The 15,668-nt window shown below is 66.4% G+C and carries 13 protein-coding genes; 2 read left to right on the top strand and 11 right to left on the bottom strand.

From position 1 onward, the window contains the following. Window positions 1–336: 336 nt before the first annotated feature. From ASE96_RS19340 to polA, 4 genes are all read right to left on the bottom strand, one after another. The gene (locus ASE96_RS19340) at window positions 337–1,056 is read right to left on the bottom strand and encodes a nucleotidyltransferase domain-containing protein (RefSeq protein WP_056433917.1); all 720 of its coding nucleotides are present in this window, start codon (window positions 1,054–1,056) and stop codon (window positions 337–339) included. A gap of 481 nt (window positions 1,057–1,537) precedes the next feature. Next, window positions 1,538–3,019, bottom strand: a complete 1,482-nt coding sequence (gene rpsA, locus ASE96_RS18395; protein ID WP_056433914.1) for a 30S ribosomal protein S1 — start codon at window positions 3,017–3,019, stop codon at window positions 1,538–1,540. A 199-nt stretch (window positions 3,020–3,218) separates the two neighbouring features. Continuing rightward, window positions 3,219–4,508, bottom strand: a complete 1,290-nt coding sequence (locus ASE96_RS18390) for a GNAT family N-acetyltransferase (protein WP_056433911.1) — start codon at window positions 4,506–4,508, stop codon at window positions 3,219–3,221. 65 nt (window positions 4,509–4,573) lie between these two features. After that, entirely contained in the window at window positions 4,574–7,471 is a 2,898-nt protein-coding gene (gene polA, locus ASE96_RS18385; RefSeq protein ID WP_082492849.1) for a DNA polymerase I, read from the bottom strand. Here polA and ASE96_RS18380 point away from each other — a divergent pair. Then, entirely contained in the window at window positions 7,470–7,934 is a 465-nt protein-coding gene (locus ASE96_RS18380) for a hotdog fold thioesterase (RefSeq protein WP_156367669.1), read from the top strand. The two genes, polA and ASE96_RS18380, sit on opposite strands and share 2 nt — an antisense overlap. Window positions 7,935–7,953: 19 nt before the next feature. Here the strand turns inward: ASE96_RS18380 and ASE96_RS18375 are convergent, their stop codons facing one another. The 5 genes from ASE96_RS18375 to ASE96_RS18355 all read right to left on the bottom strand — a co-directional run bounded on the left by ASE96_RS18375 (window position 7,954) and on the right by ASE96_RS18355 (window position 11,880). Next, on the bottom strand, window positions 7,954–8,505 hold the full coding sequence (locus tag ASE96_RS18375) for a dihydrofolate reductase family protein (protein ID WP_056433908.1): 552 nt from the start codon (window positions 8,503–8,505) through the stop codon (window positions 7,954–7,956). Between the two features lie 71 nt (window positions 8,506–8,576). Beyond that, window positions 8,577–8,798: a hypothetical protein gene (locus ASE96_RS18370; protein WP_056433905.1), complete on the bottom strand. Its 222-nt coding sequence runs from the start codon at window positions 8,796–8,798 to the stop codon at window positions 8,577–8,579. Further along, a complete protein-coding gene (locus tag ASE96_RS18365) occupies window positions 8,798–10,012 on the bottom strand; it encodes an inorganic phosphate transporter (protein ID WP_056433902.1) in 1,215 nt (404 codons plus the stop codon). The genes ASE96_RS18370 and ASE96_RS18365 overlap by 1 nt, the downstream gene beginning before the upstream one ends. Before the next feature lie 211 nt (window positions 10,013–10,223). Next, window positions 10,224–10,907, bottom strand: coding sequence for a hypothetical protein (locus tag ASE96_RS18360; RefSeq protein ID WP_056433900.1), 684 nt, complete (start codon window positions 10,905–10,907; stop codon window positions 10,224–10,226). A gap of 103 nt (window positions 10,908–11,010) precedes the next feature. Next, a complete protein-coding gene (locus tag ASE96_RS18355; RefSeq protein ID WP_056433898.1) occupies window positions 11,011–11,880 on the bottom strand; it encodes a universal stress protein in 870 nt (289 codons plus the stop codon). Between the two features lie 160 nt (window positions 11,881–12,040). On the opposite strand from ASE96_RS18355, the gene ASE96_RS18350 reads away from it, so the two are divergent. Then, the gene (locus tag ASE96_RS18350) at window positions 12,041–12,772 is read left to right on the top strand and encodes a hypothetical protein (protein ID WP_056433896.1); all 732 of its coding nucleotides are present in this window, start codon (window positions 12,041–12,043) and stop codon (window positions 12,770–12,772) included. Here the strand turns inward: ASE96_RS18350 and ASE96_RS18345 are convergent. Then, window positions 12,769–14,082 (bottom strand): erythromycin esterase family protein, encoded by a 1,314-nt coding sequence (locus ASE96_RS18345; RefSeq protein ID WP_056433893.1) that lies wholly within the window; start codon window positions 14,080–14,082, stop codon window positions 12,769–12,771. The two genes, ASE96_RS18350 and ASE96_RS18345, sit on opposite strands and share 4 nt — an antisense overlap. After that, the gene (locus tag ASE96_RS18340) at window positions 14,079–15,461 is read right to left on the bottom strand and encodes an MBL fold metallo-hydrolase RNA specificity domain-containing protein (RefSeq protein WP_056433890.1); all 1,383 of its coding nucleotides are present in this window, start codon (window positions 15,459–15,461) and stop codon (window positions 14,079–14,081) included. The genes ASE96_RS18345 and ASE96_RS18340 overlap by 4 nt, the downstream gene beginning before the upstream one ends. Window positions 15,462–15,668 lie beyond the last annotated feature (207 nt).

Raw genomic sequence — 15,668 nt, 5'->3', positions numbered from 1 at the left:
GGACATGCTCCACGCTCGCCGCTGCCGCTGGACATATACCCATCCTGCCCATCCGCCCGGCCCACCACTGCACATCTCCCACCGCCTTCCATGCGACCCCCACCGGACATGCGCCTTCCATGCGACCCCCACCGGACATGCTCCACGCTCGCCGCTGCCGCTGGACATATACCCATCCTGCCCATCCGCCCGGCCCACCACTGCACATGTCCCACCCTGACGGTCAGGAACGCGGAAGAGAAGAGGACGACGGCGGCCGCAGCAGTAGGAACCCGGCGACCCACAACGCAGTCCCGCTGGTGGTGGAGTTGAGCAGGCCATGGCCGGGGCGTCCTCCTAAACGGCCGTGCCGGGGGCCAGGCGTGATCCGCGAAGGAAGCCTTCCATCAGGTATCCGCCGTTGGCCTCCAGTACCCGGGCGGCGACGTGGATGAGACGCTTCGCGCTGTGGTCCGGGGAGCCCGCCCAGTCCCGCAACGCGGCGGCGTCTATGTCCGAGGGCAGCTGTTCCAGCCGCCGGACCATCCATTTGCCCTTGCCCAGCCACTTTCCGTGCTGGAGGAGCAGGAGTTCCGCCGACTGCCGGAAGACCTCGGCAGCTGTCGCGAAGGTTTCCTCTGGAAGTGCCGAGCCCCGCAGGTCGTCGAGGGAGCTGCTCAGCTCGTACCGGCGCAGACCATGTTCCTGATCGGTCAGTGGTTCCGGCCCGTGCTGCATGTACAAACGGGCGTCCCGCTGCCATGCCTCCCCCAGCCCGTTGACGGCGAGAAGGACTCCCTGTGCGCATAGGTCCCCGAGGACGGCACAGCGTTCGGCACGCTCCCGTGCATACCAAAAGGCAAGGCTGGCCGGCGTATGGACAAACTCCTCAACAATCTGTCCGCGGTAACGCGTCGTCTGGGCGTAGTTGGCACCGCCGTCGGGGTATAGCACCACAATGTCCAGATCGGACGTGGGAGTGCTCCGGCCTTGGGCCGCGCTGCCCCCGAGGATGGACGCATCGGCGTCGGGGTGTCTCTCCGCTACAAAGGCGCGAGCCGCGCTGACCGGATCCATCAGCCAACAGTGCCTGATGGAAGCCTGCCCAGCCCGCAACCAGACGCCGCGCGCCGCGCAGAGCGGCAGTCCGCCGTCGGGTCGCCGGTCGACCGATGGGCATCTCCCCGGCCGAGCTGGACTTGATGCGCTGTGGCCAGGGGCCGCGGCCAGGACTGGGCATGTCCCGCTGAGCGAGTACCCACGACTGGGCATGTCCGGCTGGGGCCCAACGCCGGCGGACCCTGAGAGCAGGGCATGCCCGGTACGCGTGCCTGGGACTGGGCATAACGCCCTATGTCCAGTTGCAGCGGCCAGGACTGGGCATGTCCAGCGGGGGCAAGTCTCAAACAATGGGCATGTCCCGCGGAGGCCCACGTCCGCGGGACATGTCCTTAAATGAAAGATGGCCGCCCCCCGGGGGACGGCCATCTTCACGGTGCTACTTCAAGCTGGCAACTGCCAGGCCCCGGGGAGGTGTCTCCCCGGGAACCAAGGGCAATTAGTTGCCGGTCAGCTTCTCGCGCAGTGCTGCAAGAGCCTCGTCGGAAGCGAGCGTGCCGCCACCGGTGGTGGACTCGGCTGCAGCCGGCTCGGAGGAGTAGCTGGTGGTGCCGGAGTCGCTCTCGCCGGACGTTGCAGCTGCAGCGTCGTCGGCAGCGTGCTGGGCAACCTGCTTCTTGTGGGCTTCCCAGCGGGTCTGGGCGTCAGCGTACTGCTGCTCCCAGGCGGCGCGCTGCGTCTCGTAGCCTTCAAGCCACTCGTTGGACTCCGGATCGAAGCCCTCCGGGTACTTGTAGTTGCCCTCTTCGTCGTACTCAGCGGCCATGCCGTAGAGAGCCGGATCGAATTCGGTGGACTCGGCGTCGACGCCCTCGTTGGCCTGCTTGAGGGACAGCGAGATGCGGCGGCGTTCGAGATCGATGTCGATGACCTTGACGAACAGTTCGTCGCCAACGGAGACAACCTGCTCGGCCAGCTCAACGTGGCGCACGGCGAGCTCGGAGATGTGTACCAGGCCTTCGATGCCGTCTTCAACGCGAACGAACGCGCCGAACGGAACCAGCTTGGTGACCTTACCCGGCACAACCTGCCCAAGGGCGTGGGTGCGGGCGAAGGTCTGCCACGGATCTTCCTGCGTAGCCTTGAGCGACAGGGAAACACGCTCGCGGTCCAGGTCCACCTCGAGAACCTCGACGGTGACTTCCTGGCCAACTTCGACAACCTCGGACGGGTGGTCGATGTGCTTCCAGGACAGCTCGGAAACGTGCACCAGGCCGTCTACGCCGCCCAGGTCCACGAATGCACCGAAGTTGACGATGGAGGAAACGACGCCGGGACGGACCTGGCCCTTTTCCAGCTTGTTGAGGAACGTGGAGCGGACCTCGGACTGGGTCTGCTCGAGCCATGCACGGCGGGACAGCACAACGTTGTTGCGGTTCTTGTCCAGCTCGATGATCTTGGCTTCGATCTGCTGACCGATGTACGGAGCAAGGTCGCGCACACGGCGCATCTCGACGAGGGATGCGGGCAGGAAGCCGCGCAGACCGATGTCGAGGATAAGACCACCCTTGACAACCTCGATGACGGTACCGGTAACGACACCGTCTTCTTCCTTGACCTTCTCGATGTCGCCCCAGGCGCGCTCGTACTGAGCACGCTTCTTGGAGAGGATCAGGCGGCCTTCTTTGTCTTCCTTGGTGAGCACCAGGGCTTCGACGAGATCGCCAACGGAGACGACGTCTCCGGGATCAACATCGTGCTTGATGGACAGCTCGCGGGAGGGAATGACACCTTCGGTCTTGTAACCGATGTCGAGCAGGACTTCGTCGCGGTCGACCTTGACGACGGTACCTTCGACGAGGTCTCCGTCGTTGAAGTACTTGATGGTGGCGTCGACTGCTGCGAGGAAGTCCTCAGCGGTACCGATGTCGTTAATGGCGACTACGGGGGTACCGGGCTTCTCGGTTGAGGTGATGGTCATGTAGTAGGGGCTCCGTTGTGGATAGTTAGTCGGTCAGGCAAACCGCTGCGCCCGCGTCGGCGACACGGGCACAGAACACGGCAAAGCGCCGGGTCATCCTGATTTGTGGATTGTAGATGCGCGCACGTAGTACACGCCCGTTTAGTCTAGTCGCTTTCGTGAACGCGGGTCAAAGCGCATCGGGACCGTACAGACCCGCCTAGAAATGCGTCAGGCAGTGCGGTGCGCGTTCGACGGCGAACATGAGTCGCGCTGTCAGCGCCGCCCCGGGCGTGTGCTCGCTGATCCCTCCGGCGGCGGCGAGGGTCACCGGGCAGACAGCGCCCAGGTAGATGGATCCCAGGTCCGCGACGTCGAGGGAAAGGTCAGCTTCCGCGCCGTCCGGGGCAGCAGCAACCTTTGCCTCGCCGCCGCTCACGGACAGGGTGAACGTGCCGGCGGCCAAGCCCAGGGTGTCGCTGACGCGCAGGACCAGTTTGCCGTCGGAGGAGTAGCGCCTCGCGCCAAGGGCCTTCGCGGTGTCCAGCACGCGGAGCCAGAGCATGTCGGCGTTCTCGCCGGACTCGATGCACCGCGGGTCCTCCAGGGCCCACGTCAGCGGGTCGTCCACAGGCGCTTCGGCCCAGGTGACCCGCTGGATCATGTCGATGCTGCCCAGGAACTGCCACAGCTCCAGGTACCCGGAATCGGTGGCCGCCACGAGGTCGATGACTTCCATGGTGAACGGCTTGGTGTCCCAGCCGGAGAACTTATAGGCGACGTAGCCGTCCACGTCCCCGTCGGCGTCGTAATGCAGGGCGCACCGGATCGACTCGTCCTCGGCGCCGTCCCGCCCGAGGGTGCCCGAGCTGCGCTGCCGGTAAGCATCCTGGCGGACAATGGAGCCCGGCGTGACCCGGTGGACGCGTTCGAACACGCCCGGTGCCAGTTCCAGGAGCACTTTCCGGTCGGCGATTTCCACCGAGCCGGTCGGGGTGTGCCGCAGCCGGAACCGCGGGCCGGTGTCCACTTTGACGCTGCGCTCGAACGTCGCGACGCCGAAGCCGAACCGCCCGTAGATGGACGCTTCCGAGGCGGTCAGCGCGGCCATCGCCAGGCCGTCCGCTTTCGATCCGGCGAGGTCCTCGGTCATCATCCGGCGCAGGAGCCCCTGCCTGCGGTGGGTACCGCGGACGGTCACGGCGGTGATCAGCTGTGCTTCGAGCTGCCGGCCGTAGCCGACGTTGAGGTCCTTGCGGAGGGTCGCGAAGGTGGCGACGGGGGTGTCCGCCGCCAGCGAGTGGGCGGCAACGGCACCGGTCTGGTAGACGCCCGTCATCTCACGGTTGTCGGCACGGTACATGGCCATGACCTTGTCCACGAACTCGTCCTTGTGCCGCTCGTCGTAGAAGCCGATGCCGACGCCGCGCAGCCAGGCTACCCCCAGCGCGTAGTCCGGTTCACCCTTTTCGGCTGCGCGGAACCGCCGGATCTCATACTTCTCAGCCACGAATTTCTCCCCCTAGGAATCCTGCCAAATTACTTAACTCAGCTATTGCTCTGGCGAAGCGGGCGTCAGTGCCCTGCCTCGTACCAGCTGGAGCCGATGCCGATCTGGACATCGAGCGGGACCGTCAGCTTCGCTGCGGCGCCCATCTGCTCCGTCACCAGCTTCTCCACGGCCTCACGCTCGCCGTGCGCCACTTCGAGGACCAGTTCATCATGGACCTGGAGCAGCATGCGAGATTTCAGGCCCTGGTCCGCCAGCGCGCCGGCAACGCCCAGCATGGCGCGTTTGATGATGTCCGCGGCCGAACCCTGGATGGGCGAGTTGAGCGCGATGCGCTCCGCGTTCTCGCGCAGCTGGCGGTCCGTGCTGGTGAGGTCCGGGAGGTAGCGGCGGCGGCCTTCGATGGTGGCGGTGTAGCCGTCGATTCTGGCCTGGTCCACGACGCCGCGGAGGTAGTCGCGGACGGCGCCGAACCGGTCGAAGTAGTCCTTCATCAGGGTCCGCGCCTCGTCGACGGAAATTTCGAGCTGCTTGGAGAGGCCGAACGAGGTCAGGCCGTAGGCAAGCCCGTAGGACATGGCCTTGACCTTCGAGCGCATGGCGCTGGTCACCTGGTCCGTGGGCACATGGAAGATGTTGGAGCCCACGAACCGGTGCAGGTCCTCGCCGTCCTTGTAGGCCTGGATCAGGCCGGCGTCCCCCGAGAGGTGGGCCATGATGCGCATCTCGATCTGCGAGTAGTCCGCGGACAGCAGGCAGTCATAGCCCTCGCTGACTACGAAGATGCCGCGGACGCGCCGGCCTTCCTCGCTGCGGATGGGGATGTTCTGCAGGTTCGGGTTGTTGGAGGAGATCCGGCCCGTGGCGGCGACGTTCTGCGCGTACGTGGTGTGGATCCGGCCGTCGTCGGCGACGGACTTCTTGAGTGACTCCAGCATCTGGCGCAGCTTGGAGGACTCACGGTGTGCCATGAGCTGGACCAGGAATTCATGGCCGGTCTTCTCCAGCAGCGACTTCAGCGAGGCGGCGTCGGTGGTGTACCCGGACTTGATCTTCTTGGTCTTCGGGAGCCCCAGTTCCTCGAAGAGCACCGTCTGCAGCTGTTTGGGCGAACCCAGGTTCACTTCGTGGCCGATTGCGGCGAACGCGAGTTCCTGGGCGTTGTCGATCACCTTGCCGAGATCGGCAATCTGCTCGTCCATGCGCGGCATATCGATGGCGATTCCTGCGAGTTCCATGTCGGCAAGAACGCGGCTGACAGGCAGCTCAAGGGTGGTCAGCAGGTCCTGGGCCTTGCGCTCGGCCAGTTCCGTCTCGAAGTAGCGGCTCAGGGACTGGACGACGGCGGCGACGTGGACCAGCGCGCCGGCGGCAGCGGCGTCGTCCTCGCCGTCGAACGCCAGCTCCAGCTGGCCCGCTTTGGCCGCTTCGGTGGAGACACTGATGTTGAGGTGGTGCTGGGCCAATTCGGCCAGTTCGTAGCTGCGGCGGTCCGGCTGGATGAGGTACCCGGAGATCGAAGTGTCGTCCACCACGCCTTCTAAGCCCAGGCCCCGGCTGGTGAGGGCTTTGAGGGCCGCCTTGTAGCCGTGCATGACCTTGGCCGCGCCGGCGTCGCGGAGCCAGCCGGCCAGGACGTTCTCGGCAGCGGCGTCCTGCCCGGCGAGGTCGATGTATGCGGCCCCGCCGTCGTGGACGATGGCCAGGGCGGCGGCATCCTCACCGATCCGGCCGGGTACGAGGTCGACGGCGACGGCTGAACGCTTGCCAGCCCCGGACTCGAGGAAAGCGGACAGCTCGGCTGCGCTCGCCGGAACCACGAAGTCCGGGGTTTCGAGGCTTTCCCGCTCAGCTTCAGCAACCTCGCTGCCATAGAGCGCAAAAAGCCGGGTGCGGATGGTCTTGAATTCAAGCGCGTCGAACAACTCCTCGAGCGCCCCCTGGTCCGGCCGCGGCTCGGCGAGCTCGTCCAGCGTCACCGGGAGGTCGAGGTCCGTGTGAAGCCTGTTCAGCCGCCGGTTGCGCTTGACGTCCTCCACGTTGTCGCGGAGGGAGTCCCCCACCTTTCCGCCGATCGCGTCGAGGTTCTCCAGGACCCCCTCCAGCCCGCCGTACAGGTTGATCCACTTGGCCGCCGTCTTGGGCCCGACGCCGGGGACGCCCGGGAGGTTGTCCGCCGTCTCCCCCACCAGGGCGGCAAGGTCCGAATACTGGGCGGGGCTGACAAAGTACTTTTCCTGGATGGCCGCGGCATCCATTCGTGGAATGTCACTGACGCCCTTCCTCGGGTACAGGACAAACACGTTGTCCGTAATCAGCTGGAAGGCGTCACGGTCGCCCGATACGAGCAGCACCTCGAAGCCAGCCTTCTCACCCATGGCGGCGAGGGTTGCCAGGATGTCATCAGCCTCGTAGCCGGGCATCTTGATGGTCTTGATGCCCCACGCGCCCATGACCTTGTCGATGAGGTCGATCTGGCCGCTCATCTCCCGCGGAGTCTCGTTGCGTCCGCCCTTGTACTCGCTGTACTCGGCCTTGCGGTGGGTGGTGTCGTCCGAAACGTCGAAGGCGACGGCGACGTGGGTGGGCTTCTGCTCCTTGATCAGGTTGATGAGCATGGAGGTGAAGCCGTGGATCGCGTTGGTGTGCTGTCCCGTGGCGGTGGAGAACTTGTCAGCAGGCAGGGCGAAGAACGCCCGGAACGCCATGGAGTGACCGTCCAGGACCAGCAGGCGTGGCTGGTCCGTGATGGGAATGACGGGCGCCTCAGTGGCGGAAACCGGCTCCGCGGCCCGCGTGGACTTCCGGGCGGGCCCGGCCCCGCTCACTGAGGTGGACTCAGGTGCCTGGAAAACGTCTGCCGCGGTGTCTGCAGAAAGAGTGTCTGCAGCCAGGGTGTCTGCAGAATGGGGGGCTGGTGCCGGTTTGGTAGTTTCGCTCACAGGTGCCAGCCTAGTTGCCATGACGGACAATTTCACGCCGGGACCGTATGCCGCCGAACTGACGGCCGCCGGGATTCCCGAGGAGATGCACGATTGGCTGGGGCAATACGGCGTGGGCGCACTCGTGGTGAAGATGGGCATCCATTTCCTGGAGCTGAGTCCCGAGCGGACGGTAGCCACCATGCCGGTGGAAGGCAACACCCAGGTGGCCGGAATCCTGCACGGCGGCGCCCACGTGGTCCTCGCCGAGACGCTCGGTTCCTTTGCCGCCGGAATGCACGCCGGGCCGAAGCGGCAGGCGCTGGGTATCGACGTCAGCGCGACACATCACCGGGCCATCACCTCGGGCACTGTGACCGGCACGTGCACGGCCATCCATCTGGGCCGCACGCTCACCACGCACGAGGTCGTTATGACGGACGAGCACGGCCGCCGGCTGTCCACCGCGCGCATCACCAACCTGATCCGCGACATCGGCGCGTAGGCACTGGAGCGCCCAGGCGCTAGGCCGGGCTGCTCCCGAAACGGTAGCGGAGCTCCACGATGCCCCGGCCCAGGGTGTGCGAGGAGATCAGCTCAAGCGGCGCCGTCGGGCCGGTCATCGGCAGGACCGCTTTGCCGCTGCCCAGCACCACGGGAATGATGGAGATGATGATCTCGTCCAGCGCGGAGGCGTCCGCGAACTGGGCCGCCAGGACTCCGCCGCCGACGATCCAGACGTTCCGTTCTCCCGCGGCGGCCCTGAGATCCTCGACGAATTCCGCCACCGGCCCGCGGACAAAGGTCACGTCCGCGCCTTTGGGCACGGAGTGCTCGTGGTGCGTGAACACCCAGCACGGGGTCGCCGGATACGGCCAATTGTCAGGTTCGTGTTTCCGCAGCCAGGCGTAGGTATCCCCGCCCATCACGATGCAGCCGACATCCGCCATAAACGCGTCGTAGCTTTCCTGGCCGCCGGCGAAACCGTCGAACTGGAGCAACCAGTCCAGGTTGTCGTCCCGGGTGGCGATGAATCCGTCCAGCGAGGACCCCACAAAGTACTGGAAATCAGGCATGGCCCCAGCCTAGCCATTCCCGGCCGGGCTGCCCATCCCATCGTCCGGAGCGCCGCGGCGCCCCTCTCCGGCTACTTGCTGAAGTAGGGAATGATCAGGTAGAGCCCGAACAACACGGCCAGGCCACAGAGGCCGAAGCACACGTAGGCGAGCGGCCGCACCCACGACGGCTTCCTTTCGTTGACGTCACCGGCGATAGCGGTCAGACGCACCCCGAGGGAATACAGGACCACGACGGTCACTGCCGCGACGAGCGTTGCGCCCGCCACCTGAACCAGTTCCAGCCACTTCATTACAGTCCGCCCTTCGGCTCGTCCTTGGAGCTACTGACCGACATAGCCTTCTTTTTCTTGCGGAACCGCACAGCCTGGCCGGCTTGATCGACCTCGACGGCGTTGTGGTGTCCCACATGAGACTTCTTCGAGCGCAGGAACATGTACAGCACCGCGGCGGTGCCCGCTACGGCGGCGATGACCACACCCACGACGCCGGTCTGCACCAGCATGGCGGTGAGGGCCCCCACGATTCCCGCGGCGGGGAGGGTGAAGAGCCAGCCGAGCGCAATCCTTCCGGCCATTCCCCAGCGGACGCTGGTGCCACGCCGTCCCATGCCCGACCCGATGACGGAGCCGGAGGCCACCTGGGTGGTGGACAGCGCAAACCCAAGGTGCGAGGAGGCAAGGATGGCCGACGCTGTGCTGCTTTCGGCCGCGAAGCCCTGGGCGGGCTTGACCTCGGTGAGGCCGGAGCCCATCGTGCGGATGATCCGCCAGCCGCCGGAGTAGGTGCCGATCGCGATGGCCAAGGCGCAAGAGGTGATGACCCAGAACTGGGGACCGGAACCAGGGTCCTGGAGGCCCGCGGCGATGAGCACGAGGGTGATGATACCCATGGTCTTCTGTGCGTCGTTGGTTCCGTGCGCCAGGGCAACGAGGCTGGAGGTGAAGATCTGGCCGGTGCGGAAGCCTCCGCGCTTCTGCGTGAGTTTGCCGCCCGATTCCGGGTCGTGGCGGGAGGTCAGAGCATACGCGAGCTTCGTGCAGAGGTAGGCCACGGCGCCGGCGATGACCGGTGCGAAAATCGCGGGGAGGATCACCTTCTGCATGAGGCTCTCGAAGTTGATCGAGTGGATGCCGATGCCTGCGATGGCGGCGCCGATCAGGCCGCCGAAGAGCGCGTGCGAGGAACTCGACGGCAGGCCCTTGAGCCAGGTGATCATGTTCCAGAGGATGGCGCCCATCAGCCCGGCGAAGATGATCTCCGGGGTGATCTGGATCCCGTCGGACCCTTCCTTGATGATGCCGCCGGACACGGTCTTGGCCACTTCCGTGGAGAGGAATGCCCCCACCAGGTTCAGCACCGCCGCGAGGGCGACAGCCGTTTTGGGTTTGATGGCACCGGTTGCGATGGGTGTAGCCATCGCGTTGGCGGTGTCATGGAATCCGTTGGTGAAGTCAAAAAAAAGCGCCAGCGCTATAACCAGCGCCACCATGATGGTGATTTCCACCTGTTGCCCAATCTGCAGAGTCGACGGTCAGAGGTTTCATTCCCCGCTGCCGGCATCGTTCACCCGGGATATTCCGGGAGGATGTGTGGCGTTCAGCAAAGTTGCCTGACGCGTTAAAGCGTACGGGGCATTGTCATCAGGGCAAAACAAGGCCAGCCGACGGCGCCGGCGCACTTCAACTGCCCGGCACTTCAACTGCCCGGCGATTCCGTCAGCCCTGGTGGAGGTCGGGCGTGCGTCCGGCGTCGATCATCCCGGCGATCTTTTCCTCCAGTGCGGCGAGGGTGGCGTCGGGGAGCACGATCAGTCCGTCCAGTTCGCGCCGCGCCCGCTTGTAGGCCGTCTGCCGCTCCGCCGGTGTCGCGGCGGCATCCGACGCGATCCGCAGCAGCTTCCGGGCCGTTGCGAGGCGTTCCCGTTCCGGTCCGGTGAAGTTGCTGTCCTTGATCCGCCGCGCCTCCCGCTCGGCGACGTCGAACGCCAGCTCGTAGCTGGTGACGGCCTCACGGTACTCCGCCAGCCGCGCCGGCGTCGTGATGTCTTCCGGCGTTCCGGGACGCAGTCCGTCGGCCAGCCGCTTCGCCCGGAGGAATGCGACGGTCAGGGGTTCGCGTACATCGGTCATGACCGGAAACTCGATGAGTTTGCCTACATCAAGCTCGTAGTCGAGCCACCGGCGATTGACAGTGTCGTGGCTGTCCATGAGCTGCAAGACCTGGGACCGGCTGGCCCGTTCCGCCTCCACGGCATTGTTGCGGAGTTTGTAGAGCTCCACCCGGCGCCGGTGCCGGCGTTCGCTGGCCTTGGACCATGACCGCGCCCAGCCGCCGAACAGACCGCTCAGTGGGAAGACAAGCCACCAGAAGTGGCCCACGAAATCGAAGAAGGGCTCCACTGCATCATCCTCCCATCCGGCCCGTGCAGGCTCAAGGGTCCGTCACGGGGAGAGCCCCCTCGGCTGAGGAGGCTCTCCGAGGGACAGCTGCCTGCCCCGGCGGTCAGGCCTCGTGCTTCACCTTGTGCACCCGGGTGACGAGGGTCGGGCACGGCACGTTAAGGAGAACGGCGTGGGCCGTGGAGCCGAGCATCATCCGGGAGAAGCCGCCGCGGCCGCGGCTGCCGATCACAAGGAGGCGGGCATCTTTGGCGGCGTCGACCAGTGCTTTGGCGGGTTCGGTATCAGTCTCCAGCCGCTGGTGGACGACGAGGTCCGGATACTTGTCGCCGAGCCCGGCCACGGATTCTGCCAGGACGATCCGGTCCTCCTCGAGGATCGTTTCGGCGAGGCCGCTCTTCGGCAGCTGGTTTTCGACCCAGCGCGCCGGCCGGCGGAAGGCGAGGACCACGGTCAACTCGTCGCCGCCCTTGTCCGCATCCGCGGCGGCGACGTCGACCGCCTGCAGGGACTCTTCGGAGCCGTCCACGCCGACCACAACGCCGGCGGCCCCTGCTTTGCCCTTCAGCGGGATCACGGCCGTGGGGATTTCCGAGGCAGAGACGATCTGCAGGGCCCGGTCCGTCAGCGGACCGCCGTCCATCCAGTGCTTGTCATGTTCGCCCACTACCACCATGGAGGCCTCGGTGGACACCTCCCGCAGCACGGATCCGCCGCTGCCATGGCGAAGCTGGATGTCAACCTTCACGTCGGGAGCCTGCTCGTTCGCGTCGGCCTGCGCTTTCTGGAGAAGCTCCATGCCTGCTTGCCTGATGACCTCGTGGTACTGGAAGTCCGGCGAAATCCATCGGTCATCCACCGCATGAATGATGGTGACAGGAACCTTGTCCCGGGTGGCCCGCTGCAGGGCCCACGTCAGCGCGGCCTCACTTCCGGCTGATCCGTTGATACCAACGACGATTGGTTTGCTCATTCTGAATCCTGCTCTTTTCCATGGCGCGGTCAATTCTGCATCGCATGATCGGGGCGGCGCGTCCGTAGTCGTCCGCCACTTCAGTGTGCGCCGGGGGGTCACCGCCGGTTAGGGCCTTAAGCCCCTCACTCCCCCTTGCCCGCCCGCATAGCGTCGAGCCATGAAGCAGGCCCCGCTGCCGGAACGCCTGCCGCAGCAGGCCGCTCCGCCCGCAGGACTGTTCCTCGTGACGGGAGCCCTCAGCGGCCTGCTCTCCGCCGCCCTGGGAGTGGCCGGCGGGATGCTGGAAATGGCGCTGACGGGCCCATGGCCTGACGCCGCAGACCCTGGCTACGCAGGGTATCTGGCGGCGAACCGGGCCCCGGTCCTTGCCCAGAGTATGTTGTTCGTCTTCAGCTCAGCTGCTCTGCTCTGGTTCCTCGGCTTCGTCCGGGCCCGGCTGCTGCGGGCGGAACCGGCGCCGGGCGCCGTATCCGGCATCGCCTTCGGCGCCGGCGCGCTGGCCGTGGGCCTGAATATCCTGGGCCAGGCAGCCCAGATCACTCTGACGCTCCCCTCACAGGCCCGGATTCCCCCGGACGTCGCTGCCGCCGTGGCGGATCTGTGCCTCGTCACCCTGAACCTGGCCAACCTGCCGGCAGGAGTGATGTTCCTGGCCATCGCACTGCTGTCCTTGCGGTTGGGTGCCTATCCCCGGTGGCTGGGCTGGATTGCCGCGGCGGCGGCCACGGCGGCGTTCGTTTCCACGTTCTCACTGATTCCCGCGGAAGGCCCGCTGTCCCCGACAGGCGCCCTGACCACGGCGCTGCGGCTGGTGCCGCTGCTCTGGTCCGTGCCGGCCGCCGTCGTGATGCTGCGCCGGCGCGGCGTCCGGTCGACGACGGCGGATTAGAAGCCGGTGGGCTGGGTCTCGAATTCCGGTTCCCGCGGCGGCCCTTCATGGTGCACGGGCCGCAACGCGGCGGTGTGCTCGAACCAGATCAGCGCGTCGTAGCGCTCGCCGATCCGGGTCGGAACGTAGTTCCCCAGCTCACGCCCGGGATGGTAGACCACGCCGATCGCCCGGTGGCCGAGCCAGGTGGAAAGCCACGGCCCGGACCTGTCCTCACCAAACTCCAGCACCGACGCCACGCCCAGGGCCTCATGCAGGAAGTCCTCGTGGCTGCCCGGGCGCGCCGGCGGCACCGGAAGGATCCTTTCCGGGCGGCCCCACGCTTCCGCGGCGAGCACTTCACCACGGTGCGAGGCGAGGCCCACCAGCATCACACCGTCCGCGGCGTGCCGTTCACGCAGCAACTGCCCCACGTTAACCAGCCCATCCTGGGCCATGTCCGTGGCCCGGGCGTCCCCCACGTGCGTGTTGTGCTCCCAGATGAGCCCCTTGGACTGCGGACCGAGATGCCGGCTGAGCCGGTCGATGGTGTCTGCCATGTGATGGTCACGGATGTTCCAGGACTGGCGGTCACCGCGGACCATGATCCGGTAGTAGTGCTCCGCGTTCGCCGCCACCTCGGCGTTCTGCACTGCATCGAAGGCGGCCTCGTCGTGGTCCCCCGGACCGGACACCCTGTTCCGGACTTCGGTGAGGAGGGCGATCACTTCAGCTTCACAGGACTGTGGCACCAGCCGGGTGCTCCAGGCGTACTGATGCGGATCCTCGTGATGGGGCAGGAAGCACTGCCAGGCGCGCTTGGCTGCCGGGACGGCGTCGGGGTCGTTCTCCTCCAGCCAGCCGATGATTTCGCGAAGCGAATCCCACAGGGAGTACACATCGAGTCCGTAGAAGCCGACCCGGCGGCCCGGCGGCCGGCTGAGATTCCACGTACGGAGCCAGTCCAGGAATGCGGCGACTTCCTCATTTGCCCACATCCACGTGGGCCAGCGTTCAAATCCGGAGAGCAGGGCATGGACGCCCTGGTCCCGCCCGGTCTCGCCGCGCACCCAGCCGTTGATGCGCCAGCAGTCGGGCCAGTCCCCCTCCACCCCGATCCAGTTGTAGCCTTCCTCCTCGATCAGGCGCCGGCTGAGGGTGTCACGCCACGTATAGAACTCGTGCGTGCCGTGGGAGGCTTCGCCGATCGCGACGAAACGGCAGTCCGCCGCGCGCCGGACCAGCCCGTCCAGGTCCCGGTCGGACGTCAGCGGCCGCGCCAGCGAATGGATCTCGGCGAGGACGGCGGACTTCCTGACGCCGGACGTCACCGGGGGTCCTCGAGTGAGATCTTTTCAAGGTGCTCCGGGACCCTGGCGCGCCATCCCAGTTCGCGTTTGATCCGCAGGCGCAGGGCATCCGATGCGTCCGGTTCGCCGTGGGTGATGTACGTCATCCGGGGTTCCCTGGCGGCCGTCTTCATCCATGCGATGATGCCGTCCGCGTCAGCATGCGCCGACAGGCTTTCCATCTGGATGACCTCGGCCCGGATCGTGATGTCCTCACCGTAGATGCGCAGCTCGCGCCCGCCGGCCGCGAGGGCGGCGCCGCGCGTGCCGCCGGCCTGGTAGCCGCTGAGGATGACGGCGTTCTTCGGGTCCGGCCCGTAGGCGGCCAGGTGGTGCAGGATCCTTCCGCCGGTGAGCATTCCGCTGGCGGAGATGATGATCATCGGGCCGCCCCGCAGGTTCAGCAGCTTGGACTCATCCACCGAGCGGGTGAGCTGGGCCACCTTGTACATGTTCAGGTACTCCTGTTCTTTGAGCCGGTGTTCTTCCGGATGCCGCTGGTACATGCCGGAGGCGTCAATGGCCATGGGACTGTTGAGGTACACCGGGATGTCCGGGATCAGGTGTTTGCCGCGGAGGCGGGACAGGTGCAGCATCAGTGTTTCGGCCCGGCCGACGGCGAACGCGGCGAACAGGACCACGCCGCCGCGCTTCGCGACCCGGTTGATGATGTCCCCCAGCTGGTGTTCGGGATCGGTGGTGTCGTGTTTCCGGTTCCCGTAAGTGGACTCCGTGACCAGGACATCGGCCTCCCCCAGGGGCCGGGGCGGGTTCATCAGCGGGTCGTCCGTCCGGCCCAGGTCCCCGGTGAAGTGCACGGCGTGGGATCCGATCCGCACGCGGACCTGGGCGGCGCCGAGGATATGCCCGGCCGGCAGGAACGTCATGTCCATCCCGCCGCCGAGGTCCAGCGGATCGTCGAAATCGTGAATCTTGAAGCTGTTGAGGGACTTGACGGCGTCGGCGGCGGTGTACAGCGGCAGCGCCGGACTGTGCCTGGACGATCCCCGGTGCGTCGCGTACCTGGCCTCCTCCTCCTGCAGGTAGCCGCTGTCGGGCAGGAGCAGCTTGCACAGGTCCGTGGTCCCGTCGGTGGCGATGACCGGCCCGGTGAACCCGTCCCGCACCAGCGCGGGAACGTAGCCGGTGTGGTCCAGGTGCGCGTGCGTCAGGACAACGGCGTCGATCGAGTGCGGCGGGACGGGGAAGGGCGCCCGGTTGCGTTCACGGCTGCGCTTGTAGCCCTGGAAAAGCCCGCAGTCGACCAGCACCCGTTTCCCGCCTGCCTCCAGCAGGTACCTGGAGCCGGTGACGGTGTCCGTGGCTCCGAGGAAACGCAGGGTGGGCTCCTGATGCTTCATGACGCTCCCGTTCCCGCATGGAATGACCTGCCCCGGGACGCAGGAGCACAGCTGACACGCGGAGGTGATGTACCCCCAGCTTCCGCCCACGCCGCACCCGCACCTAGGTGTACTGAGCCGGGACGTTGTTGACATGTAAGGCTTGAAAACGAGGAGGACCTCCGGGCTAAGTGGAGCTGTCTAGTTCACACACTTTGCGCTCGGAGG

Origin of the sequence: Arthrobacter sp. Leaf69, from assembly GCF_001422645.1 — a bacterium.
Taxonomy (GTDB): domain Bacteria; phylum Actinomycetota; class Actinomycetes; order Actinomycetales; family Micrococcaceae; genus Arthrobacter.
The sequence above is the reverse complement of the archived record's forward strand: the minus strand, read 5'-3'. Positions and strand labels throughout refer to the sequence as shown.

Bases quoted from the DNA above. Each gene is read 5' to 3' on its own strand.
- ASE96_RS19340 (WP_056433917.1), bottom strand. From the start codon at position 1,056: ATGGATCCGGTCAGCGCGGCTCGCGCCTTTGTAGCGGAGAGACACCCC.
- rpsA (WP_056433914.1), bottom strand. From the start codon at position 3,019: ATGACCATCACCTCAACCGAGAAGCCCGGTACCCCCGTAGTCGCCATT.
- ASE96_RS18380 (WP_156367669.1), top strand. From the start codon at position 7,470: ATGACGGACAATTTCACGCCGGGACCGTATGCCGCCGAACTGACGGCC.
- polA (WP_082492849.1), bottom strand. From the start codon at position 7,471: ATGGCAACTAGGCTGGCACCTGTGAGCGAAACTACCAAACCGGCACCA.
- ASE96_RS18375 (WP_056433908.1), bottom strand. From the start codon at position 8,505: ATGCCTGATTTCCAGTACTTTGTGGGGTCCTCGCTGGACGGATTCATC.
- ASE96_RS18370 (WP_056433905.1), bottom strand. From the start codon at position 8,798: ATGAAGTGGCTGGAACTGGTTCAGGTGGCGGGCGCAACGCTCGTCGCG.
- ASE96_RS18355 (WP_056433898.1), bottom strand. From the start codon at position 11,880: ATGAGCAAACCAATCGTCGTTGGTATCAACGGATCAGCCGGAAGTGAG.
- ASE96_RS18350 (WP_056433896.1), top strand. From the start codon at position 12,041: ATGAAGCAGGCCCCGCTGCCGGAACGCCTGCCGCAGCAGGCCGCTCCG.
- ASE96_RS18340 (WP_056433890.1), bottom strand. From the start codon at position 15,461: ATGAAGCATCAGGAGCCCACCCTGCGTTTCCTCGGAGCCACGGACACC.